At 28.0% G+C, this 22934-nt stretch carries 17 protein-coding genes, 2 tRNA genes and 2 riboswitches; of the genes, 14 read left to right on the top strand and 5 right to left on the bottom strand.

Annotated features, from left to right (window positions below; genetic code table 11):
- Positions 1-526 precede the first annotated feature (526 nt).
- The 3 genes from H9660_RS10795 (at position 527) to metK (ending at position 4237) form a co-directional block, all read left to right on the top strand.
- The gene (locus tag H9660_RS10795) at positions 527-2020 is read left to right on the top strand and encodes a DUF1538 domain-containing protein (RefSeq protein ID WP_191750389.1); all 1494 of its coding nucleotides are present in this window, start codon (positions 527-529) and stop codon (positions 2018-2020) included.
- Complete coding sequence (locus H9660_RS10790) at positions 2007-2675, top strand: P-II family nitrogen regulator (RefSeq protein WP_341479591.1); 669 nt, start codon at positions 2007-2009, stop codon at positions 2673-2675. The genes H9660_RS10795 and H9660_RS10790 overlap by 14 nt, the downstream gene beginning before the upstream one ends.
- A gap of 156 nt (positions 2676-2831) precedes the next feature.
- A riboswitch (SAM riboswitch) is annotated at positions 2832-2938 on the top strand.
- Positions 2939-3061: 123 nt separating this feature from the next.
- The gene (metK, locus tag H9660_RS10785) at positions 3062-4237 is read left to right on the top strand and encodes a methionine adenosyltransferase (RefSeq protein ID WP_191750388.1); all 1176 of its coding nucleotides are present in this window, start codon (positions 3062-3064) and stop codon (positions 4235-4237) included.
- Between the two features lie 79 nt (positions 4238-4316).
- Here the strand turns inward: metK and nagA are convergent, their stop codons facing one another.
- Positions 4317-5447 (bottom strand): N-acetylglucosamine-6-phosphate deacetylase, encoded by a 1131-nt coding sequence (gene nagA, locus H9660_RS10780; protein ID WP_191750387.1) that lies wholly within the window; start codon positions 5445-5447, stop codon positions 4317-4319.
- 148 nt (positions 5448-5595) lie between these two features.
- Here nagA and recD2 point away from each other — a divergent pair, with 148 nt between their 5' ends.
- The 6 genes from recD2 to prfB all read left to right on the top strand — a co-directional run bounded on the left by recD2 (position 5596) and on the right by prfB (position 14482).
- Positions 5596-7827 (top strand): SF1B family DNA helicase RecD2, encoded by a 2232-nt coding sequence (recD2, locus tag H9660_RS10775; RefSeq protein WP_191750386.1) that lies wholly within the window; start codon positions 5596-5598, stop codon positions 7825-7827.
- 10 nt (positions 7828-7837) lie between these two features.
- On the top strand, positions 7838-8854 hold the full coding sequence (locus tag H9660_RS10770; RefSeq protein WP_191750385.1) for a hypothetical protein: 1017 nt from the start codon (positions 7838-7840) through the stop codon (positions 8852-8854).
- Positions 8827-9471, top strand: a complete 645-nt coding sequence (locus H9660_RS10765; protein WP_191750384.1) for a ComF family protein — start codon at positions 8827-8829, stop codon at positions 9469-9471. Before H9660_RS10770 ends, H9660_RS10765 begins: the two co-directional genes overlap by 28 nt.
- A 395-nt stretch (positions 9472-9866) precedes the next feature.
- Positions 9867-10412, top strand: a complete 546-nt coding sequence (hpf, locus tag H9660_RS10760; protein ID WP_191750383.1) for a ribosome hibernation-promoting factor, HPF/YfiA family — start codon at positions 9867-9869, stop codon at positions 10410-10412.
- 181 nt (positions 10413-10593) lie between these two features.
- Entirely contained in the window at positions 10594-13107 is a 2514-nt protein-coding gene (gene secA, locus H9660_RS10755) for a preprotein translocase subunit SecA (protein ID WP_191750382.1), read from the top strand.
- Positions 13108-13380: 273 nt separating this feature from the next.
- A protein-coding gene (gene prfB, locus H9660_RS10750; protein WP_191750381.1) for a peptide chain release factor 2 occupies positions 13381-14482 on the top strand; the annotation gives its coding sequence in 2 pieces (ribosomal slippage) (positions 13381-13458 and positions 13460-14482; 1101 coding nt in all).
- A gap of 175 nt (positions 14483-14657) precedes the next feature.
- Here prfB and H9660_RS10745 read toward each other — a convergent pair.
- Positions 14658-16013 (bottom strand): M28 family metallopeptidase, encoded by a 1356-nt coding sequence (locus tag H9660_RS10745; RefSeq protein WP_191750380.1) that lies wholly within the window; start codon positions 16011-16013, stop codon positions 14658-14660.
- A gap of 551 nt (positions 16014-16564) precedes the next feature.
- Here H9660_RS10745 and H9660_RS10740 point away from each other — a divergent pair.
- Both H9660_RS10740 and H9660_RS10735 read left to right on the top strand, forming a co-directional pair.
- Positions 16565-18739: a Tex family protein gene (locus H9660_RS10740; protein WP_191750379.1), complete on the top strand. Its 2175-nt coding sequence runs from the start codon at positions 16565-16567 to the stop codon at positions 18737-18739.
- Between the two features lie 51 nt (positions 18740-18790).
- Positions 18791-18908: riboswitch (FMN riboswitch) on the top strand.
- 203 nt (positions 18909-19111) lie between these two features.
- Positions 19112-19717, top strand: coding sequence for an ECF transporter S component (locus H9660_RS10735; RefSeq protein ID WP_191750378.1), 606 nt, complete (start codon positions 19112-19114; stop codon positions 19715-19717).
- Positions 19718-19863: 146 nt separating this feature from the next.
- Here the strand turns inward: H9660_RS10735 and rimI are convergent, their stop codons facing one another.
- The 3 genes from rimI to tsaE are packed head-to-tail and all read right to left on the bottom strand — an operon-like array spanning position 19864 to position 21477.
- Complete coding sequence (gene rimI, locus H9660_RS10730) at positions 19864-20319, bottom strand: ribosomal protein S18-alanine N-acetyltransferase (RefSeq protein WP_191750377.1); 456 nt, start codon at positions 20317-20319, stop codon at positions 19864-19866.
- Positions 20303-21019 carry a tRNA (adenosine(37)-N6)-threonylcarbamoyltransferase complex dimerization subunit type 1 TsaB gene (tsaB, locus tag H9660_RS10725; RefSeq protein WP_191750376.1) on the bottom strand — a complete coding sequence of 239 codons (717 nt, stop codon included), beginning with the start codon at positions 21017-21019 and terminating at the stop codon, positions 20303-20305. Before tsaB ends, rimI begins: the two co-directional genes overlap by 17 nt.
- The gene (gene tsaE, locus H9660_RS10720; protein WP_191750375.1) at positions 21016-21477 is read right to left on the bottom strand and encodes a tRNA (adenosine(37)-N6)-threonylcarbamoyltransferase complex ATPase subunit type 1 TsaE; all 462 of its coding nucleotides are present in this window, start codon (positions 21475-21477) and stop codon (positions 21016-21018) included. Before tsaE ends, tsaB begins: the two co-directional genes overlap by 4 nt.
- A 180-nt stretch (positions 21478-21657) precedes the next feature.
- On the opposite strand from tsaE, the gene H9660_RS10715 reads away from it, so the two are divergent.
- The 3 genes from H9660_RS10715 (at position 21658) to H9660_RS10705 (ending at position 22934) form a co-directional block, all read left to right on the top strand.
- The gene (locus tag H9660_RS10715) at positions 21658-22533 is read left to right on the top strand and encodes a metal ABC transporter substrate-binding protein (protein WP_191750374.1); all 876 of its coding nucleotides are present in this window, start codon (positions 21658-21660) and stop codon (positions 22531-22533) included.
- Between the two features lie 41 nt (positions 22534-22574).
- Positions 22575-22650 (top strand) — tRNA-Trp (locus H9660_RS10710).
- A 208-nt stretch (positions 22651-22858) separates the two neighbouring features.
- Positions 22859-22934 (top strand) — tRNA-Trp (locus H9660_RS10705).

Genomic DNA, 22934 nt, shown 5'->3' with positions numbered 1-22934 from the left:
AGGTGACTTGGAGCTTGCGACGGAACCTGGATATGATACTTTAACACTTTTTTATTCTTTATGAAATTATATCTATGGACAATTTGAGGATAATTTTATGAGAGTGGTAAAATTCGTAGTTTAAGAATTAAGCTTTTATAATTTCCTCTTTCAGTTTTCAAAGAGATAAACATTGTATGACTGCGACTTGGAGCGCATGCGACGGAGCAAGGAATATAATGTTTATCTCTTTTTTTGTTTTACGTTCTTAAAAATAATTATCAATAATATATGTGATTAAAAATAAAAAGTGCAATTTTTATCAATTTAAATACAAAAATATTAAAAAATAATAGGAAAAAATTATTAATTAATAAATTTAAATTAATAAATGTAATACTAATTAGAAGAAAATGTGTTAAAATAGATATATATAACATAAATTTAACATAAATAGGAGTATTTATTTGATAAAATAATATTTAACTTAAATAATTTTTATAATGTTATTAAATTAAAATTTTTTATAGAAAGGGATGATTTTTATTTGAATTTAATAGTTTCAAAAATTAAGGAGGTTTTATATGCTGTTATACCAATTACAGCTATAGTATTAATATTAAACTTTACTATAACACCACTTGATACCCCATTAATCCTTAGGTTTTTAATTGGATCTTTAGCAATAATCATAGGGCTTGCAATATTTTTAGTTGGAGTAGATATTGGTATAACTCCAATTGGTAATGTTATGGGGTCTAAAATGACAAAAACAAATAAAATATCAATAGTTATTATATCGGGATTAATTTTAGGATTTGTAATATCTATTGCAGAACCAGATTTACACATTTTAGCAGCTCAAGTAGAGATGGTTACATCGGGGATAATAGGTAAAGGGAGTATATTAGTTATAGTATCTATAGGAATAGCAATTATGTTATCATTAGGTCTTGGAAGAATACTATATAATATACCTTTGTACAAGCTTTTATCAGGTATATATGGAGTTATCTTAATACTTGCTTTATTTACATCACCAGAGTTTTTAGCAATATCTTTTGATGCATCAGGGGCTACAACAGGAGCTCTTACAGTGCCCTTTATGTTAGCTCTTGCTATGGGGGTATCAACTCTTAAAAAAGATAGTAAATCTTCAGAAAAAGATAGTTTTGGACTTGTAGCTATAGCATCTGCAGGAGCTATAATAGCGGTAATGGTTATGAGTATAATATTAAAAACTGATAAGATAGCAGGAAGCTTAGATATAAGTACTACTTCTTCTAACTTAATAATTACTCCATTTCTAGAAAAAATACCAACGATATCAAAAGAAATATTTATAGCTCTTTTTCCAATAATACTGATTTTTCTTGTATTCCAAAGAATTTCTTTTAATCTTTCAAAGAGATCGGTAAGAAAAATTTTGTTTGGGATATTATTTACCTTTATAGGATTAGTTATATTTTTAGTTGGTGTAAATGCTGGATTTATGGATTTAGGAACTATTTTAGGTTATAAGATAGCTTCTCTAGAAAATAAATCATTTGTAATTATAGTAGGCTTTATATTAGGCCTAGTAACTATATTAGCAGAACCTGCAGTACACGTATTAACTCAACAAATAGAAGATGTTACAAGTGGATATGTAAAAAGAAATGTTGTTATGCTTACACTATCTATAGGAGTAGGAATAGCAGTTGGGTTATCAATGCTTAGAATAATAGTTCCTGAAATTAAACTATGGCATTATTTACTACCAGGATATATAATTTCAATAGGGATGACTTATTTTGTGCCTAAGTTATTTGTTGGAATTGCTTTCGACTCAGGTGGTGTTGCATCTGGACCAATGACAGCAACATTTATATTAGCTTTTGCACAGGGTGCAGCAGAGGCTATTGAAGGTGCAAATGTTTTAGTTGATGGCTTTGGAATGATAGCAATGGTAGCAATGACCCCTATAATTGCTTTACAAGTATTAGGTTTTATTTTTAAAATGAAATCTAAAAAAGGAGGAATTGAAAGTGATATCGGATAATGCGGGATGCAAAAATGTTGAACTTGTTTGTGTTATAGTGAATTTTGGGTTAGGAAGTAAGATAATACAAAAAGCTAAGCAAGAAGGTATTTTTGGTGGAACTGTATTCTTATGTAAGGGTACAGTAAATAATAAGGTCTTAAAGTTTTTTGGGTTAACAGATGTGAGAAAAGAAATGGTGTTAATGGCAGGAGAAACAGATAATGTTTATAAAGCCTTAGAAAAACTTGATAAAGAGTTTAAGTTTGAAAAACCTAATCATGGTATAGCTTTTACTACTTCTATTTCAAATATATTAGGAACAAGAACTTGCAAAACTAATAATATTAAAGGGAAAGGTGAAGATAATATTATGTATCAATCTATAACTGTAATTGTAGATAAGGGCAAAGGTGAAGATGTAATTGATGCAGCTACTAAAGCAGGCTCTAAAGGTGGAACTATAATAAATGCCAGAGGTTCTGGAATTCATGAAACTAGTAAGCTTTTTGCTATGGAAATTGAACCAGAAAAGGAAATTGTAATAATTCTATCTAAAATAGAAGATGTAGATAAGATTATTACATCAATTAGAAATGAAATGAAAATAGATGAACCGGGAAAAGGAGTTATTTACACTCAAGATATAAAGAAAGCATATGGATTATATGAGTAAATAACAAATTTTAACTTAAATATAATAAAAATAAAGGGAGTATCTATAGTGATAGTTCCTTTATTTTTATTTAATAGATTAATAATACCAATAATAAATATTATTGACTATTATCAATAATAATGATATAATCTGTAAAGAAAAATTTGATATTAGTTCTTATCAAGAGAGGTGGAGGGAAAAGGGCCCTATGAAACCCGGCAACCTACTTCATTCATTAGAGTGTGGTGCCAATTCCTGCAATGTATTTTGCAAGATAAGAAAGAAATTTGGTTATTAATCTCTTCTTATCGAAGAGATTTTTTTTATTCTTTAGAAAATTAAATATTTCAAGTGTATAAATTGTTTCAGAATTAATATCAAATAAAATGAAAGGAGATACCAAGATGAAAAGATTATTTACCTCAGAATCAGTTACGGAAGGGCATCCAGACAAAATTTGTGATCAAATTTCAGATGCTGTATTAGATAGTATTTTAGAAAAAGACCCTATGGCAAGAGTTGCATGTGAAACTGCTGTTACTACAGGAATGGTTTTAGTAATGGGAGAAATATCAACTAATTGCTATGTTGATATTCCGAAGCTAGTAAGAGAAACTATTAGGAATATAGGATATGATAGAGCTAAATATGGATTTGATTGCGACACATGTTCAGTATTAACTTCTATAGATGAGCAATCAGGGGATATAGCTATGGGAGTAGATGAAGCTTTAGAAGCTAGAGTTGGAGAAATAGATAATGTTGAAGCTGTTGGAGCTGGTGACCAAGGAATGATGTTTGGTTTTGCAACTAACGAAACAGAAGAATTTATGCCTTTACCTATAGCTACAGCACACAGATTATCAAGAAGATTATCAGAAGTTAGAAAAAATGGAACATTATCATATTTAAGACCAGATGGAAAGACTCAAGTTACTGTTGAATATGATGATAATAAAGTTGTTAGAATAGATACAATAGTTATATCAACACAACATAGTGAAGATGTTTCTCAAGAACAAATAAAAGAAGATTTAATGGAACATGTTATTAAAGCAGTAGTGCCAGCAGAATTATTAGATGAAAAAACTAGATATTTTATTAATCCAACTGGAAGATTTGTAGTTGGTGGCCCACAAGGAGATAGTGGATTAACTGGAAGAAAGATAATTGTTGATACTTATGGTGGATACGGAAGACACGGTGGTGGTGCTTTCTCAGGAAAAGATCCAACAAAGGTTGATAGATCAGCAGCATATGCAGCAAGATGGGTAGCAAAAAATTTAGTTGCAGCTGGAGTAGCTGATAAGTTAGAAATTCAATTAGCTTATGCTATAGGAGTGGCTAAACCAGTATCAATAGAAGTTGAAACTTTTGGAACAGGAAAGAAGACAGAAGAAGAAATAGTTTCTATAGTAGAAAAAGTATTCGATTTAAGACCAGGTGCAATAATTAGAGATTTAGAATTAAGAAGACCTATATATAAGCAAACTGCAGCTTATGGACACTTTGGTAGAAATGATTTAAATTTACCTTGGGAACAATTAAATAAAGTAGAAGAAATTAAAAAATACTTATAGTATAAAAGGAAATAAATATTTTTTGTAAATAAAGGGAGCTGTCTTAGATAGCTCCCTTTACAATTATTAGTTTTTATTTTTAAAGCATTATTTTTCCCTTTACAAAAACCTTTTTAATATTTATATCTTCATCAAATAAAACTAAATCTGCATCATAACCTTCTTTAATAAGTCCTTTTCTATCTTCAACCTTACAGTGTTTTGCAGGATTGTAACTAGCCATTTTTACAGCTTCATATAAAGGAAGTCCTACATTTTTATAAACATTTTTAACGGCTTTATCTAAAGTAAGGATTGAACCAGCTAAACTTCCGTTTAATAGTCTTGCAGCCCCTTCTTTAACAACAACATCTTGTCCACCTAGAGCATACATACCATCAGGCATTGAACAAGCCATCATAGCATCAGTAACTAATAAAACTTTATCTGGAGTTTTTTGATTGTAAGCAATTCTAAGAGAAGGATAGGATACATGAATTCCATCAGAAATAGTTTCAGTAGTAATATCACTATCAAATATTGCTCCTACAACTCCAGGTTCTCTATGGGCAAAAGGTGTCATTGCATTAAAAAGGTGAGTAGAATGCCCACAACCACATTTAATACCTTCCATAGCTTCTTCATAAGTAGCCTTTGTATGTCCTATTGAACAAACTATACCTTTTTGTGATAATTCTTTAATTAATTCTTTAGCACCAGGAACTTCAGGAGCAATTGTAATAGATACTACAGCATCTTCAGCATCTCCAACCATTTTCTTATAGTTATCTAGAGTTGGTGGTATTAAATAATTAGGGTTTTGAGCACCGATAGCCTTTGGACTAATGAAAGGACCTTCTAAGTGAGCTCCTAAAACTATAGCACCATCTGTTCCTTTTTCTTTAGCTTCTTTAATTACCTTCATTGATTTTTTAATATCATCAATAGCAACTGTCATAGTAGTTGGTGTAAAAGATGTAGTACCATGCTTTACTATTACCTTTGAAATTTCATTAATAGCTTCAAAAGTTCCATCCATTGTATCATGTCCACCTGCCCCATGAATATGAACATCTATAAATCCAGGAGCTAAATATAAACCATTTGCATCAATTACTTCTTCAAATTCTGAAATGCTTGGGTTTATTTCTTTGATTTTACCGTTTTCAATTAAGACTGAACCGTTTTCTATTCTATCAAGATAGATTATATTACAATTTTTTATTAACATATAAACACCTCCATACAATTTTTATAATTTTATTATAGCATATTTAAATAATATTGATTAAAAACACAATCTTTATTATTTATTATTTGCTATATATTATATAATAAAATAATAGGAAATAAAATATTTGAAGATTTGGAGAGATATCATGGAAGATTGCATAAATGGAATAGTGGAATCTATTGTATTTAAAAGCGAAGATACAGGGTATGTAGTATCTAAGATAAGAATGGAAAAAGAAGTTGTAAGTGCAGTTGGAGTTGTTCCTTTTATGAGAGAAGGTCAACATGTTAGACTAAAAGGACAATGGGTAATTCATAAGCAATTTGGACGTCAATTTAACATAGAAGAATATGAAGAAATATTACCAAGTTCAATAAAGGGAATAGAAAGATATTTAGCAACTGGAATAATAAGAGGAATAGGGCCTATTACAGCTAAAAGATTAGTAGAAAGATTTAAGGAAAATACATTAGATATTTTAGATACTGATATAGAAAAAATTAAATCTGTAGAAGGTATTGGAGAAAAGAAATTTGAAATTATTAAAGAGTCATATATAGAACAAAGAGAATTAAAGGATATAATAATGTTTTTCCAAGGTCATGGAATGAGTACCAATCAATGTATAAAGGTTTATAAGACTTTTGGAGAAAATTCTAAAGATATAATAACTGAAAATCCATACATACTTTCAGATGAAATTTCAGGGATTGGATTTCTTACAGCAGATAGAATAGCAAAAAGTCTTGGAATTGAGCCAACTTCTCCTTTTAGAGTGCAAAGTGGTATTAGATATATATTAAATCAATTTTCTTCATCAGGAAATACATTTATGCCAAAGGATGAGCTTATTAGAGAAACTAGCAAACTACTTGGAGCTACGCCACAAATGGTAGAAGAAAGTTTATACAATTTAACTTTAGATTCTAAAATAAAGGTTGAGAAAATAGATGGTGTAGATTCAGTTTTTGCTCTACCATATTATTATTGCGAACTTGGTGTAACTAATAGAATAATAACACTAAGTATGGAAAATTTCAGAAGCATAAACTCTGATATTGAATTTGAAGTAGGGGTATTTGAAAAAAAGTATAATATAAAATTTGCACCTTCTCAAAAAGAAGCTATAGTAGGAGCTTTTGAAAATGGAATAGAAATTATTACTGGTGGTCCAGGTACAGGAAAGACAACAATAATTAAGGCTATAATTGAAATATATGAAAATAATAATATGAAGGTTGTTTTAGGAGCTCCTACTGGAAGAGCAGCAAAGAGAATGAGTGAATCAACAGGGAGAGAGGCTAAGACCATACATAGACTTTTAGAAATGGGTGTAAGTGAAGAAGGAAAGTCATTTTATAAATTAGGGGAAAGTGAACCTTTAGAAGCTGATGTTATTATTATTGATGAAGCATCTATGATAGATATAATGCTTATGCATAGCCTTCTTAAAGCTATAAAGTTAGGAACTAGAGTTATTATAGTTGGAGATGTTGATCAGCTTCCATCTGTAGGTGCAGGAAATGTTTTAAAAGATTTAATAGAAAGCAAGTTTATTAAAGTAGTTAGATTAAAGGATATATTTAGACAAGGAAAAGAAAGCTTAATTGTAACTAATGCGCATAAAATAAATAATGGAGAAATGCCAATATTAAATAGAAGAGATGGGGATTTCTTTTTTGAAAATAGAGAAGATGTAAATGAGATATTAAATACAATAATAGATTTAATAAATAGAAGACTTCCTAAGTTTAATACTACTTGGGATAAATTTAGAGATATTCAAATATTAACACCTACAAGAAAAGGGTTATTAGGAGTGCAAAATTTGAATAACGAGCTTCAAGAAGTTTTAAATCCAAAATCTAAAAATAAAAGGGAAAAAGAATTAAAAGATGTCATCTTTAGAGAAGGTGATAAAGTAATGCAAACTAAAAATAATTATTCTTTAAAGTGGGTTAGAATTAATGGAGAGGGAGAGAATGAAGGCGTAGGAGTATTTAATGGGGATATGGGCTTTATAGAAAGCATAAATGAAGAGGATAAGACATTAACAGTTATTTTTGATGATGAAAGAAAGGTTATTTATGACTATATTTATTTAGATGAACTAGAATTAGCTTATGCAATAACTATTCATAAAAGTCAAGGAAGTGAATTTAAAGTTATTATTACTCCAGCATTTATGGGATCACCACTTTTAATGAATAAAAACTTATTATATACTGCTATAACTAGAGCTAAAGAACTAGTAGTTGTTGTTGGTATACCTAAAGCACTACAATATATGATTACTAATGATAAAAGTGTAAGTAGATACTCTTCGTTAAAAAATAGAATTTTAGATATTACTAGTAATGAAATATTTAGTGAATAGGAGAATTTCAATGTTAGATAATAAATTAATAAACCTAAAGGAGTTTAATAATTGTACATCTAAAATAAGTAAATGGTATAATAAGCAATCAAAAATACTTAGTATTATAACTAACCCTTATAACACTACATTAATTTTTATAAATATAATAAAATTATTATTAAAAGAAAATAAAAGGATTTTATATGTTTGGAATGGGGAAGATTATAATAGAGAAATTTTAGAGCTTTTAAAGAAAGATAATCTTAGTATTAAATATTCGTATATTGAAGAAAAAGAGAGCGATGAAAATTTAATTTTTATTAATTTTAAAAATATAAAAAATATAAGAGGATGTTATGATCTTTGTATAATAGATGATATAAGTAAATATTCAATATTTTCAAAGGAAGAGTTGAGAGAGTATATTGAGCATTTATATATTTATTCTAAAAGAATTATATCTTATTCAATAGAGAAATTAGTAAATATGGGAATGGATATTGAAATTTCAGACTTAATCCGTAAGAAAGTTTTTGTAGAACCAAGAATAATAACAACAAGAGTTAAGTTAGATGAAGATATGCCTTATACATTATATGATTATTTGATGTGGTTTAAAGGAAATAATAAAAAGGTAATAATTTATGTACCAAGTGAAGATAAAATAAATAAGGTTTATGATTATTATACTAACGAATTAAAAATAAAAGATATAAAAATAATAAAGTTTTTTAAGAAATATTCTACAAAGGAAATAGAGCATATTTATAAACTTAAAAATAAAAGTACGTTTATAATTACTAATAATATAAGAGAATATACAATAGATAAAGAAAATGTAGATATAGTAGTACTATTTGCAGATGATAATTTTTATAATTATAAAAAAATAATATATTTTTGTGCAGATGTAGGAAAGAATATTAATAATTTAGGAGAAGTACTTCTAGTTGGAAAAGATATTTCTATAGATATGGATTTATCAAAGGATATAACAAGGAGATATAATAAAAATATATGGGAAAAAGGATTGTTGAATTATTAATTTCTTTAAAGGATGAATTATTAGATATAATATATCCACCTAAAAACAACTGCATTATTTGTGAAAGTGAATTTTCTGGTATTTGTCCTTTATGTATTTCACAAATAAAAAGAGTAAAAGATAACGAAAGTGTTATTGCTTATGGATACTATAGTGGAGTATTAAAGCAATTAATATTAGAATTTAAATATAAGAAGAGCTTTGTAGCTGGTAGTATATTGGTGGAATTTCTTTTGGATTTAATTCAAAGTAATAATATAAGTATAGATGGAATTGTTTTTATTCCAAGTAGTAAAAAGGCACTTAAACAAAGAGGTTTCAATCAATGTGAATATTTAGCTAATGAGCTAAGTAAAAAGCTAAAAGTGAACTTATATAAGGATGTAATTAAGGTTAAAAATACTAAAGAACAAAAGTTATTATCAAAGGAAGAGAGATTTAAAAATATAAGTGGAGCCTTTGATTTAATAGATAATAGTAATATTAAAAATAAAAAATTATTGCTTATAGATGATGTTGTTACTACAGGTGCAACAGTGCATGAATGTGAAAAAATGCTTAAAAAAAATGGTGCAAAATCAATAAAAATATTGACAGTTGCTAAAAGTTATATATAATAATAGAGTAAAGATAGGTCTGTGGATGAAAGTCGATGCCAGTCGCAGGCGAAACGATCCACGTAAGTTTGGAAAAATTCCTAATGAGCATGGTGCGGTGTAGAAGTAAGTCCTACCAAGAAATTGAGAGGGTTAGTAGTGAGGAGTTAAGTCTTAGTAGCAAAAGCTCCAGTAGGCGAGTGTGGGGTCAAAGTCCAGGTCAGCTATTTTTACAAAGATTAGCTATTAGTTTACTAATGGCTATTTTTTTAAACAAAAATAAAGAGAGAATTTTCTGAAAAATTAAGCGTAAACTATTGAAAAAAACGATTACCTAATGATATAATATAGACATAATAAAAATAAATTAATTCTACATATAAGCTTTTAAGCTTATAGAGAGGGGATGAACTTTTATGAGAATTTCAGTAATAGCAAAAAATACTACAGTTACTCCAGCATTAAAAGAGATAATTGAGAAAAAGTTGTCTAAAGTTAAGAGGTACTTTAATCCAGATGTAGAAGCTAAGGCTACTTTATCAGTTCAAAAAAATAAGCAAAAAGTGGAAGTTATAATACCTTTTAGTGGAATATTACTTAGAGCTGAAGAAGCTACAGATGACATGTATAAATCAATTGATTTAGTAGTAAATAAATTAGAAAGACAAATTAGAAAACAAAGAACTAAATTAACAAGAAAAAATCATGAATCTTTAAGATATTCTCAAATAGAGGAAATGGCATTTGAAGAAAATGACAATAATGTAGAAGAGGAAAATGGAAAGATAGTAAAAACAAAGAGATTTGGTATAAAGCCAATGTCTGTAGAAGAAGCAATCCTTCAAATGGAATTAATAGGACACAATTTCTTTGTATTCCAAGACTTTGAGGAAAATAAAATTAATGTATTGTATAAAAGAAAAGACGGAGATTATGGTCTTTTAGAACCAGAATACATTTAAAAAGTAAATATAAATGTTTAAAAAATTGAAGGGAAGTGGTAAATCCACTTCCTTTTTAATTATAAAATTATTAAAAAATAACATATTTGTTGAATTAATCGTTATTAAAATGGTATAATTTATTAATGAAATTCGATAAAATAGAAAAAGAGTAAAATATACGATTGGAAGGAAAATTAGTATGGGATTTTTTGAAAAGATATTTGGGTCTTATAGTGAGAGAGAAGTTAAAAAGTTAGAAAAAATTGCAGATAAAATAGAAGCATTAGAAGAATCAATGCAAAAATTATCAGATGAAGAGCTTAGAGCTAAGACTGAAGAATTTAAAGCTAGATTAAAAAATGGGGAAACCTTAGATGATATCTTACCAGAAGCTTTTGCTGTTTGTAGAGAAGGTGCATGGAGAAGCTTAGGAATGAAACACTATAGAGTACAACTTATAGGTGGTATGGTGTTACATCAAGGTAGAATAGCGGAAATGAAAACTGGGGAAGGTAAAACACTTGTTGCTACACTTCCAGTATACTTAAACGCATTAACTGGAGAGGGAGTTCACTTAATAACAGTAAATGACTACCTAGCTCAAAGAGACATTGAGTGGATGGGACAATTATATAATTTCTTAGGATTAACTACTGGATGTATAGTTCATGGATTAAATTCTCAGCAAAGAAGAGAAGCATATGCAGCAGATATAACATATGGAACAAATAATGAGTTTGGTTTTGATTACTTAAGAGATAATATGGTAATTTATAAAGAAGAAAGAGTTCAAAGAAAATTAAACTTTGCAGTTGTAGATGAAGTTGACTCAATTCTTATAGATGAAGCTAGAACACCACTTATAATTTCTGGAGCTGGAGAAAAATCAACTAAATTCTATAATGTTGCAGATAATTTTGTAAAGCAATTATTAGCTGATACAGATTATACAATAGATGAAAAAGCTAATTCAGTTATGTTAACAGACTCTGGAGTTACTAAGGCTGAAAAAGCATTTGGAATAGATAACTATGCAGATGCTGAACACTTAGAGTTACAACACTATATAACTCAAGCTTTAAAAGCTAACTATGGTATGAAGAGAGATAAGGACTACATGGTTAAGGATGGTCAAGTAATAATAGTTGACGAATTTACAGGTAGACTTATGGAAGGAAGAAGATACTCAGATGGTCTTCATCAAGCTATAGAAGCTAAAGAAGGAGTTAAAATTGAAAGAGAATCTAAGACTTTAGCAACTATTACATTCCAAAACTACTTTAGAATGTATAAAAAGTTATCAGGTATGACTGGTACTGCTTTAACAGAAGAAAATGAATTTAGAGAAATTTATGCTTTAGACGTTATAGTTGTTCCAACTAATAAACCTGTAGCAAGAATAGATAAAAGTGATTTAATTTATAAAAATAATAAAGGTAAATACAATGCAATTATTGAAGATATAATTGAATGTAATAAAAAAGGTCAGCCTGTTTTAGTAGGTACTGTAAGTATAGAAAAATCTGAATACTTATCTGCTTTATTAAAGAAAAGAGGAGTGCCTCATAAAGTATTAAATGCTAAATATCATGAACAAGAAGCTGAAATAATATCTCATGCTGGTGAATTAGGTAGTGTAACTATAGCTACTAATATGGCTGGTAGAGGTACAGATATTAAATTAGGTGAAGGTGTTAAAGAAGTTGGCGGTTTAAAGATAATAGGTACAGAAAGACATGAATCAAGAAGAATAGATAACCAATTAAGAGGTAGATCTGGTCGTCAAGGAGACGCAGGTGAATCTGTATTCTATATTTCTTTAGAAGATGATTTAATGAGAATATTTGGATCAGAAAAGATTCAAGGATTAATGGATAAATTAGGTTTAGAAGAAGATGAAGCTATTGACCATAAGATGGTAAGTAAAGCTATTGAAAATGCTCAAAAGAAGGTTGAAGGTAATAACTTTGATATAAGAAAGAATCTTATAGGTTATGATGATGTTATGAACCTACAAAGAGAAGTTATTTACAATCAAAGATCTGAAGTTCTTGAAGGAAAAGATTTAAAAGAACAAATTCAAGAAATGGTAAAAGAATTAGTTTCTGATGCTGTAAAAGCTCATTTAGATAATGTAACAGAAAGTATTGAAAAAGAAATAGAAAAATTAATCCAATACTTAGAAGACATATGTTTACCAAGCAAGGCAGTAACTGTAGAAGAACTAGTAGATTTATCTAACGAAGAAATTACAGAAAAATTATTAGATATACTAATGAAAGTTTATGCTGAAAAAGAAGAAGAATTTGGTGAAGAACACTTCAGAGAAATTGAAAGAGTTATTCTTTTAAGAGTAGTTGATCAAAAGTGGATGGACCATATAGATAACATGGATCACTTAAAACAAGGTATAGGACTTAGAGCTTACAAGCAAATGGATCCAATACAAGCATACCAAATGGAAGGTAGTGCAATGTTTGAAGAAATGATTCAAGGAATAAAATTAGATACAGTTAAATTCCTATATCATATTCAAATTCAAAAGCCTGTTGAAAGAGAAAGAGTAGCAGAAGAAACTTCAGCAAGCCATGGTGGAGATGAAGGCGATACTAAGAAAAAGCCAGTTAGAAATGATAACAAAGTAGGAAGAAACGATAACTGCCCATGTGGAAGTGGTAAGAAATATAAAAACTGTCACGGAAGAGAAGCATAGGGTGCTGTCGCACAATTAAAAATTAAGAATGAATAATTAAGAATTAAGGAAGTAATTTGTTCCAAATTACAATAATTTAAGGGGCTGTCTTATTAAAAAGAAATATCGCAGTATATTATGTAATTATTAAAAAATATATTGTATATAAATTTCTTAATAAGATAGCCTCTATTTATAAATGCAAAATTAATAATTAAGAAATTCAGTTTACTGAATTTTATCAAAAATTATCAATTATGCATTATCAATTATCAATTGTAAAGGTGTGATATTATGATAATTAAGCTAGAAGCAGAGTTAGCTAAGCTTACTGATATTAAAAAATTTATAGAGGAAATGAGGGCTTCACTTTGACAAGGAAGCTTTAGAAAAACAAGTACAAGAATTAGAACTTCAAATGCAAGAGTCAGGTTTTTGGGATGATGTAAAGAGAGCAGAAGAAGTTACTAAAGAAACTAAAAGAATAAAGGATAAAATAGATAGATTTGATAGCTTGGTTAGTAGAGTAGAAGATGTAGAAATATTATCTGATTTAGTAGAAGAGGATGATAATGATTCTATTAACGAAGTTATTAAAGAAATTAGATCAATAGAAAAAGATGTAGAAGAGTATAGAGTAGAGCTTTTATTATCAGGTGAATATGATAGAAATGATGCTATTTTAACTTTACATGCAGGGGTTGGAGGTAGTGATGCCAACGATTGGACTGAAATGTTACTTAGAATGTATACTAGATGGTGTGAAAAGAAGGGTTTTTCTGTAGAAACCTTAGACTATCTTGAAGGTGATGAAGCTGGTATAAAAAGTGTTACTTTAAAGGTTAAAGGTGAATTTGCATATGGATATTTAAAAGCTGAAAAGGGTGTTCATAGATTAGTAAGAATATCACCATTTAATGCAAATGGTAAGAGACAAACATCTTTTGCATCAGTAGAAGTACTGCCTGAACTTACAAAAGATCAAGATATTGAAATAAGAAGTGAAGATTTAAAAGTAGATACCTATAGAGCAAGTGGAGCTGGTGGACAGCATGTTAATAAGACAGAATCAGCTATAAGAATAACACATATTCCAACGGGAATTGTAGTTCAATGCCAAAGCGAAAGAAGTCAATTTTCTAATAGAGACACAGCTATGTCTATGCTAAAATCTAAACTTATAGATTTAAAAGAAAGAGCTCATAAAGAAAAAATAGAAGATTTAACTGGAGAGCTAAAGGACATGGGTTGGGGAAGCCAAATAAGATCCTATGTATTCCATCCATACAATATGGTTAAAGATCATAGAACTGGTGAAGAAACGGCAAACTTAAATGCAGTTATGAATGGAGAAATAGATAACTTTATAACAGCATACTTAAGACAAAAATACTAGCATTTCTGTAATTAAAAATTAAGAATTAAGAATGAAGAATTAAGGAAAAAAATCCTTAGGATTTTTGAATAGAAAGGTGCTTTGCACCAATCTAATTTAAGTTTTGCTATGCAAAACAACCTTAATTTTTCATTCTTCATTATACATTTTTCATTTATAACTTTGTTTGTCAAGCTTATTTTATTTTTTTCTTTTTAAAATATCCTACAAACGGTGCTGATATTAAAAAGCCAAATAGTATAGAGAATATTAATATAGAAGATTTTCCGTAAAAGAATTTTGTTACCATTCCATAGGATGAATCAAATATCTTATCCTCTATTACGCTATAGGCTTCGTTTATAGCCTTTATACTTATGAATTCTACTTTATCATTAGGAGTGTGAATTCTGCTTAAGTCACTATGGCAAAAGCTTAGTGCATCAATTCCTAAATCTGAAAAACTTGCATGATCGCTTGAATTTTCGTAAACAACATTAGTTTCAACATTATTTTTCTTAGCGATTTTTTCGATTGATTTTAGCAGGTTTGAATCTTTATCTTTAGATGCAGCCCCTAACATCAATGTCAATGGGAATCCTTCGCTACCAATCATGTCAAAGTTAATTACTTCTGCGCCTTTTAATTTATCTAAATTTTTCTCTGCGAAATTTTTTGAGCCTAGAAGCCCGAATTCTTCAGCGTTTAAGGCAACGAAAATAATATCTCTTTTGGGTTTACCATAAGTTGAAAGCGACCTTTCAAGCTCTAATAAAAATGATGTTCCAGATGCATTATCTAAGGCTCCACCATAAAGATTTTTAAGAGCATCTTTGCCTAAATGATCAAAGTGAGCAGTTAGAACTAAAGGAGGAAGGTTACTAGAACTACCTTTAATAACTCCAACAACATTAGAAATTTCTTTTTCTTCAGAGGAAAAAGGAATATTTACTGAAATAGAAGCACCTTCTCTTAAAGCATCTAGCATTTTATTATAGGCATCTTTGTTTAACAAAACCATCATATCATAGGGAAAAGTACTTATAAATGAACTCCTAAAAGAAAAATTATCGTCAGGAGACAAATAAAAAAGACAGTTTCCTTGGTTTGTAGAAACTTCTATATAGTTTGATAGTAAGTTTACTTTGTCGTCTTTTGAAAAAATTAAATTTGTATTTTTAAAGTTTATCATATCTTCTTTAAACTCAACACCGTATTTAAAGCTTTCTTCAAAACCATCATCATAGTATATTTTTAGATAAGGAACACTATTATTATTTACTGGAGAAGTTACAGTATAGCTTTCCTTATAATTATCATTAAGTGGAACTAATTTGTTATCTTGAAAGTTTATTCTTATTAATTCTTGAACTAAAGAGTTCTCTTTACTACCGGCTAATCTTCCATTATAAGTATCAGAAGATAGTACAGCTATGCTTTCCTTTACATTATTTGCATTAAAAGGCGAATATGTAAAATTAGAAAATATGGAAAGTGACAATAATATTATTGATGTCAATAAAGAAATAGAGTAGATTAATTTTTTTTTCATAAAAATACCTCGATTAATAATTATATTTAATACTATTAATCGAGGCTTTAAAATATAACAAATATAATTTAAAAGAAATTAAGCTTTCTTATAGATAAGGTCTATAAATCCATGAATTAATGAAAATAATATACAAATATAAATTAAAATATTTATTTGATTAGTAATTATAGAAAATACTCCGCCAATAATAAAACAAAATAATATTAAAAAATTAATAAATTTAGATAATCCAGATTTACCTAATATAAGTTCTTTAGTTGAAGATATTAATATTAAAATTAAAGTCAAAAAATATAGTACATATTTTAAAGTAGTAGAAAAATCAATAATATAATATTGATTTAGAACTAGAAAGATTATAAAAAAAACAAGTAAAATATTAATAATTTTATTTATAAAAATTAGAAATTTATTCATAACATCACCCTATTGTAAAATTTTTACAATTATAATTATATACTTAATTTTACATAACATCAAGGTGGTTATTTTATAAATTTAAGAATTTGTATTATAATAATAGTATTATGTAAATTAGGAGGAACTTTATGGTTGATATAGTAGGAAGATTAGCGGGGGAACTAAATATAAGTTTAAATCAAGTAAATAATGTTATTTCATTACTTGATGATGGGAATACTGTCCCTTTTATATCTAGATATAGAAAAGAGCAAACAGGGGCATTAAGTGATGAAGTTTTAAGAAAGTTTCAAGAAAGACTAATATATCTTAGAAATTTAAAGGAAAGAAAAGAAGATGTATTAAGATTAATAGATGAACAAGGTAAATTAACAGAGGAAATTCAAAAATCTCTAGAAAAGGCTATAACTTTAACTGAAGTTGAAGATATTTATAGACCTTATAAGCAAAAAAAGAGAACTAGAGCAACAATAGCATTAGAAAAGGGACTAAAGCCATTAGCTGAAATTTTATTATCAGGAGAATTTAAGGGAGATATAAAAGAAGAGGCTAAGAAATATATAAATGAGGATAAGGGTGTATCTTCAGAGGATGATGCTATAAATGGAGCTTTAGATATAATAGCAGAACATATATCTGATGAAGCTAAATATAGAAAATGGATAAGAAGTTTAGTATTTAGAGAAGGTAAGATTGAAACAAAGGGTGAAAGTGAAGAACATACTCCTTTTGAAATGTATTATGAATATAGTGAAGAAGTATCAAAAATACCACCGCATAGAATTTTAGCTATAAATAGAGGGGAAAAAGAAAAAGTTCTAAATGTAAAGATAGTTGTTAATGAAGGAAAAATCATTACTTATTTAGAAAATGAAATATTAAAAAATAATTCTATAACGGATGAATATTTAAAGGCTTCTATTAAGGATTCTTTAAAAAGATTAATTTATCCATCAATTGAAAGAGAAGTTAGAAATGAACTTACGGACAAAGGTGAAGAGGGAGCTATAAAAATATTTAAAGAAAATTTAAAAGCTCTATTAATGCAACCACCTATAAAAGGAAAGGTTGTTATGGGGTATGATCCTGGATTTAGAACTGGATGTAAAGTAGCTGTTTTGGATAGCACAGGAAGATTTTTAGAAAATACTACTGTATATCCAACAGCTCCTCAAAATAGAATTGCAGAAACTAAAGAAGTATTAAAAAAATTAATTAATAAACATAATGTTGAAGTTATTTCTTTAGGAAATGGAACTGCATCTAGGGAGTCTGAAGAGGTAATTTCAGAAGTAATTTCCGAAATTAAAAAAGAAAATGGAAAAGAAGTAGCATATGTAATAGTATCAGAAGCAGGAGCATCAGTTTACTCTGCCTCAGAACTTGCTACTAAAGAATATCCTGATTTAGATGTTACAGTTAGAGGGGCTATATCAATAGGTAGAAGACTTCAAGACCCAATGGCAGAATTGGTTAAAATAGATCCAAAAGCATTAGGTGTAGGACAATATCAACATGATGTTACACCAAAAAGATTAGATGAATCATTAACTGGAGTGGTAGAAGATTCAGTTAATAAGGTAGGGGTTGATCTAAATACAGCTACACCATCATTACTTACTTATATTGCAGGAATAAATGCAAGTATTGCTAATAATATAGTTCTTTATAGAGATGAAGTTGGTGGATTTAAAACAAGAAAAGAACTTTTAAAGGTTAAAAGACTTGGTCAAAAAGCCTATGAGCAATGTGCAGGATTTTTAAGAGTTATGGAAAGTAAGGAACCTTTAGATAATACTTCAGTTCACCCAGAATCTTATGAAGTGGCTAGAAACTTAATAACTTTACTTGGATATACTAATAATGATTTAAAAGAAAATAAACTTAGTGATATAGATGAAAGAGTAAAGGAAAAAGGAATAAAAAATATAGCTAATGAATTAGAAGTTGGTGAACTTACTTTAGAAGATATTATTAAAGAGCTTAAGAAACCAGGAAGAGATATAAGAGAAGAAATGCCAAAACCAATTTTAAAAACTGGTGTAATAGATCTTAAAGATTTAAGTGAAGGTATGGTTCTTATGGGAACTGTAAGAAACGTATCAGACTTTGGTGCTTTTGTAGATATAGGTGTTCATCAAGATGGATTAGTTCACAAAAGTCAAATGGCTGATAGATTTGTAAAACATCCATTAGATATAGTTAAGGTTGGAGATATAGTTAAAGTTAAAATTCTAGAAGTAGATTCAAAAAGACATAGAATTTCTTTATCTATGAAGGGAATAAAAGAAGAAGATTGTTAAAAAAATGCTTGTAAAAGATTTGAAATAGGAATATAATTAAAGTGTAAATAAAATTATCTTCAGGGCGGGGCGTAATTCCCCACCGGCGGTATAGCCCGCGCGCTAAGTTTTAGCATGATTCGGTGAAACTCCGAGGCCGACAGTATAGTCTGGATGAAAGAAGGTAAGGTGTTAGAATTGCTTATTATGTAAAATTAATTGGCAAATCTTATTTCCTGTGACTTTGTACCCTGATGTAAAAAAATTACATCAGGTTTTTTTATTATAAAAAGGTACAAAGAGATAAAGTTTGAAATAATGTTTGTTAAATAAATATCACTTTTTAAGCACTAACCCATGCCCCAGAGGATATCTTTTGGGAGGAGAAAGAAAATGAATAATCAACAAAACAGAAATCTAAACAAACTTGTAAAAATTGCTTTATTATCAGCAATAGCGGTGGTACTTATGTACTTTGACTTTGTAATACCTTTTATACCTTTTGCTTGGCTTAAAATTGATTTAAGCGATGTTCCAGCACTTATGGGAGCTTTTGCTTTTGGGCCAATAGCAGGAGTAGTAATTGAGTTACTAAAGAACTTATTAATATTAGTTGTAAAAGGATCAGAGACAATGCTAGTTGGACAATTAGCAAATTTTATAGTAGGTTGTGCATTAGTAGTTCCTGCAGCATGGGTTTATCATACAAATAAAAGTAAAAAAACAGCTATATTAGGAATGATATTAGGAACAATATGTATTGAAATTGTAGGAATATTAGCGAATATATATATATTATTACCTGCATTTGGTATGGGAAATATGCCTAAAGATGAGTTAATTAAATATGTAACTATAGGATTATTACCATTAAATGGACTAAAAGCTATATTAGTTTCAGTAATAACATATATTTTATATAAGAGAGTTTCAGTATCAATATTTCAAGTAGATTCAAATTTTAATAAAGTAGAAAAAAGAAAATTAAAATCAATTTAAAATAAATAATTAAAGGGATGTCAATATGACATCCCTTTAATTATTAATAAAAAATACTTTACAAGTTTTTATTAAACTTTATTTAATTTAAAATCCAAAGGATTTTTCCGTAATTCTACATTTTTAATTTTACACTTTTCATTATGCTACAGCATAGTAAGTGTTTTAGTCATTAATATTGCATTTTCTTTATTATCTTCATAATAACCTTTTCTAACTCCATCAATTATAAAACCATGCTTTTTATAAAGATTTTGTGCCGTTAGATTTGATTCTCTTACTTCTAAATTGATTAATGTACAGTTTAAATCACTACAAAGATTAATTAGAGATTCTAAAAGTTTATTACCTATTCCTATTTTTCTATAATTTTTATCTACAGCAATATTAGTTATACTTGCTTCACCAACTACTATCCAAGCTCCTATAAATCCAACAACTAAATCTAAATCTTTATCAACAGCAACAATATATTTAGCCAATGGATTATTTAATTCACTTTTTATTGAGTCAAGACTCCAAGGAGTTGAAAAACAAGATTTTGAAATATTAAAAACTCCTTCGATATCTGAACTATTCATTAAATTATAGACTATCTTCATTTTTTAATGCTAACCTTTTTTCTAGTTCCCTTTGAGCTTGAGGCTTTTTTAAATAAAAAGGAGAAGAGTTAATATCATCTTTTTCATTATTTAATAACATTTGAAGTCCTAGCTCTCCTAGGGAAGAAGCTCTTATTATACTAAGATGATTTGGTGCAAATGAAGCATTTGGAAGTTTTTCTAATAAGTATTCTTTATGTTTATTTACTGCATCTCCAGTAAAAATAACTTTTTCTCCCTTTTCTTTTAAAGTTTCTATTAATTCATCTAATTCTAATGCTGAGTAATCAATTAATTTTTCTAATTTTCCACTATTACCTTTGTAAAGACAAGTGTAAACACTACTTCTTAATGCATCCATTATAGGGCATATAATTCCATCAAAATTAACAAGGGAATAAGCAAGAGCATCTAAGCTTGATATACTTATATAAGGCTTGCTTGAACCAAGGCTTAATCCTTTTACAGTAGCCATACCTATTCTTAAACCTGTGAAGGAACCAGGGCCTTTAGAAACAACAAAACCATCCACATCATCAATATCTAAATTAGAATCCTTCAATAATTTATCTACCATATCCATAACTAATGTAGAGTGCTCTAATTTATTATTAATAGTATATTCTGCTATTAAATTATTATCTTCTAAAAGAGCAGCAGTAGCTACTTTTGAGGCTGAATCTATACTTAAAACTATCATAAGTTTAACTCCTTTATATAATCATATCTTTCACCATAAGGTGTAATAGTAATTTTTCTAAAATTCTCACCCTTTGATAAATCTTTTTCTATTAAAATATGTAAATATTCATTTGGTAAAATTTCTTCTATATAATTAGCCCATTCTATAATAGAAACACCATTTGAAAAAATATAATCATCAAAACCAATAGCATAAATTTCATCAGGATCACTAACTCTATAAACATCAAAATGATATAGTTTTAATCTCCCTGAGTCATATTCATTAACTATAGTAAATGTAGGGCTAGTTATATGTTCATCTATTTCTAATCCTTTAGCAATTCCCTTAGTAATATGAGTTTTACCAGTTCCTAAATCTCCAGTTAAGCAAACTATATCACCTGGATTTAATAATTTACCTATTAAAAATCCTAGGTTAGTAGTTTCTTCTATATCTTTAACATAAAAATGCATATGGAATCTCCTTTCTAAATACTATATATCATAATATATATTCTATCTAAAATAAACTGAAAAAGAAAGTTAAAAGTATATATACATATATTTATATTTGTAATATATTTGTAATTCTTTTAAATAAATGATAAGATATTATAAAAATAGTAGATTATATATTCCGTGGAGGAAATTATTATGAAGAAGTTAACATATGCTTTAGTTGTTTTTACTTCAATTCTATTTTTAGGATTAACATTTTCTTATAATCCATTAATGGCTAATCCAACAGATGAATTAGATGAAGAAAAAGAAGTGTATTTAAATATATTAGTAGTAAATAAAGAGCTTTATAAAATGACAGAGGAGTTAGTTGGAAGTAAACATAATGTAGAATATTTATTTAGTAATGATAAAGAAGTTAAAGAGTTTATAGTTAATGAAAACATTATAAATAATATATCAAATATGGATTTATTTATATATAATGGAGCTGGTTATGAGCCTTGGATAAATAAAGTTATAGATAACGTTAAAAATTCAAATGTTGGATTAATTAATGCAAGCAGAGGAATAAGATTAATAACAAATGAACTAACAGAAGAGACTAATGAAAATCCATATTATTTATTGGGATTTAATGAATATAAAATAGCGTTATATAATATAAAAACAGCATTACAAGAAAGAGACATAAAAAATAGAGGATATTATGAAGAGAATTATAATAATATAGTTAAAAATTTAGATGAATTTTTAAGTAAAGAAAAAGAAGAGTTAAGTTCTTATGAAAATTATAGTATAACAACAAATACTGATAAATTTGATTATCTATTTAGAAGTATTGGAATTCAAGTTAATAAACTAAAAGATAATATTGATGAAGTAAATGAAAATAGAGTAGAAAAGAATATATTTATATATGATAAAGATAATGAAAATTTAGAAGATATAAAAAATAATATGAAAAATGAATATATATATATTGGGCTAGGATCTGATGAAGATGATAATATACTAACTAAAAATCTTAGTGAAATAGTAGATGTTATAAAAAATAAAAGTAATTATTGATTTTTAGATAGATATAGGATATAATAATTATTGTTATGCAAAGGGGTATAGCTCAATTGGTAGAGTGGCGGTCTCCAAAACCGTAGGTTGTGGGTTCGATCCCTACTGCCCCTGCCAAAAGTCAGTAATTTTATTTACTGACTTTTTTTGTTATTGGAAATATTAATCTTTTATAAAGTTTTTATAATGTATAAGATAATATTATTTAATGATATAATAAGTTTAATTATTTTAAATTTGTTATATTAAAACAAGTAATATTATATAAGTTTATACTTTATTGTTGACAATATATAAAATAACATGTTAGAATAATTTTTGTCGAAGGGGTATAGCTCAATTGGTAGAGTGGCGGTCTCCAAAACCGTAGGTTGTGGGTTCGATCCCTACTGCCCCTGCCA

Source organism: Clostridium gallinarum (assembly GCF_014836325.1).
GTDB classification, from domain to species: domain Bacteria; phylum Bacillota; class Clostridia; order Clostridiales; family Clostridiaceae; genus Clostridium; species Clostridium gallinarum.
This window is presented reverse-complemented; position numbering and strand designations above follow the sequence as displayed.

Bases quoted from the DNA above. Each gene is read 5' to 3' on its own strand.
- metK (WP_191750388.1), top strand. From the start codon at position 3,062: ATGAAAAGATTATTTACCTCAGAATCAGTTACGGAAGGGCATCCAGAC.
- nagA (WP_191750387.1), bottom strand. From the start codon at position 5,447: ATGTTAATAAAAAATTGTAATATAATCTATCTTGATAGAATAGAAAAC.
- recD2 (WP_191750386.1), top strand. From the start codon at position 5,596: ATGGAAGATTGCATAAATGGAATAGTGGAATCTATTGTATTTAAAAGC.
- H9660_RS10770 (WP_191750385.1), top strand. From the start codon at position 7,838: ATGTTAGATAATAAATTAATAAACCTAAAGGAGTTTAATAATTGTACA.
- H9660_RS10765 (WP_191750384.1), top strand. From the start codon at position 8,827: ATGGGAAAAAGGATTGTTGAATTATTAATTTCTTTAAAGGATGAATTA.
- hpf (WP_191750383.1), top strand. From the start codon at position 9,867: ATGAGAATTTCAGTAATAGCAAAAAATACTACAGTTACTCCAGCATTA.
- secA (WP_191750382.1), top strand. From the start codon at position 10,594: ATGGGATTTTTTGAAAAGATATTTGGGTCTTATAGTGAGAGAGAAGTT.
- H9660_RS10745 (WP_191750380.1), bottom strand. From the start codon at position 16,013: ATGAAAAAAAAATTAATCTACTCTATTTCTTTATTGACATCAATAATA.
- H9660_RS10740 (WP_191750379.1), top strand. From the start codon at position 16,565: ATGGTTGATATAGTAGGAAGATTAGCGGGGGAACTAAATATAAGTTTA.
- H9660_RS10735 (WP_191750378.1), top strand. From the start codon at position 19,112: ATGAATAATCAACAAAACAGAAATCTAAACAAACTTGTAAAAATTGCT.
- rimI (WP_191750377.1), bottom strand. From the start codon at position 20,319: ATGAAGATAGTCTATAATTTAATGAATAGTTCAGATATCGAAGGAGTT.
- tsaB (WP_191750376.1), bottom strand. From the start codon at position 21,019: ATGATAGTTTTAAGTATAGATTCAGCCTCAAAAGTAGCTACTGCTGCT.
- tsaE (WP_191750375.1), bottom strand. From the start codon at position 21,477: ATGCATTTTTATGTTAAAGATATAGAAGAAACTACTAACCTAGGATTT.
- H9660_RS10715 (WP_191750374.1), top strand. From the start codon at position 21,658: ATGAAGAAGTTAACATATGCTTTAGTTGTTTTTACTTCAATTCTATTT.